Source organism: Bacillus sp. V33-4, assembly GCF_002860225.1.
Lineage (GTDB): Bacteria > Bacillota > Bacilli > Bacillales > Cytobacillaceae > Bacillus_BJ > Bacillus_BJ canaveralius.
This window is the reverse complement of sequence record NZ_PGVC01000098.1, coordinates 1-1,125: the sequence shown is the minus strand read 5'-3', so window position 1 is coordinate 1,125 and position 1,125 is coordinate 1. Positions and strand designations below refer to the sequence as shown.

The window sequence follows — 1,125 nt, the reverse complement described above, 5'->3', positions numbered from 1 at the left end:
GAGTTAATTTGAGGCCTGAGGGTATAGGGAATAATGGTTTGAAATTGGACTTGCAATTCTTTGCTAAGGGTACGGTTAATAATGGTGCAAAAAATGTTGCGCAATTTGAGAAACTAAGGGCATCACTTGCTGCAGATGAAATTATGAATGCAGAGCGTATTGGTACTGCATTAACAAAAAATGATAAGGCTCATCGTGCTGCTAGTTTTTTAACTAAGGAGCAATTAGCTGCAGGAAGAGTTTTTAATATTAAGGGTGGAGATGGTGCCCAATATACACTTCTTCAGACGAAGGGTGGATTTAATGGTAAATCTGGTATTTTCGAGTATATGTTAACACCAAGTGGCAAAGTTTCTCATCAACGGTTTATATCAGGTGAGAAAATTACCGGATTTCCAAATCAGGGAGGATATTAATGGATTCACTACTAATGGAACTTACTTATGAATATGTATCAAAGAAAACTAGGTTTACCTGGCAGGAATTAAAATATGCTATTGATAGAAACTTTCTTCCACCAGGAGCGGCAATTGAACACGCTTTAACATTACTTTCTGAAGATACTAATGAGTCCAGCTTAATATTTGAATTAGCATCTTTATACCATGACGAGCCAGTTCATCCATATCTAGATGAATTAGCACAATTAGAACCACATCAAGATGTCGATACCATTAAAGAGAAATGGTTGTATTTAATTCTAGACTGGTTATTTACTAAAAAAGATCAATATTCAGACCCTCTTGGTTTAATAGAGCAAATATATGCTGATTTCGACTATCCAGAAAACATCGCTACTTTTGTAAGATACATGCCTATGGATGGACCTGATCTTGGAAGCATAGAGTTAAATCAAGCACGTTTATATAAAAATTGGGAAAAATATTTAGATGAGCAAAGTAAGAGATTTTCATATGCTAAATGAATTAATTAGCCAGTTTTCTTGAGTGAACGGGAGAAATGGATTCTATTAAAAGATTAAACTATATTTTAAAAAATATAGAAAAGCTCTAGGTTAAGAACAAAACCTTGATTGGCTTTATGCCTTTCAAGGTTTTTTATTTTGTGCGTGCCCAGCAAGCCGTTAATTGCTAGTTGGTGAAAGTCCAACCCGAGTAAGTGTCA

The 1,125-nt window shown here is 34.9% G+C and carries 1 protein-coding gene and 1 pseudogene; both read left to right on the top strand.

All coding sequences use genetic code 11. From position 1 onward, the window contains the following. Positions 1–416: pseudogene (locus tag CVD23_RS22225) on the top strand (hypothetical protein); the annotation flags it as partial. Continuing rightward, positions 416–925 carry a DUF2247 family protein gene (locus tag CVD23_RS21580; RefSeq protein WP_101621588.1) on the top strand — a complete coding sequence of 170 codons (510 nt, stop codon included), beginning with the start codon at positions 416–418 and terminating at the stop codon, positions 923–925. The pseudogene CVD23_RS22225 and the gene CVD23_RS21580, both read left to right, overlap by 1 nt. Positions 926–1,125 lie beyond the last annotated feature (200 nt).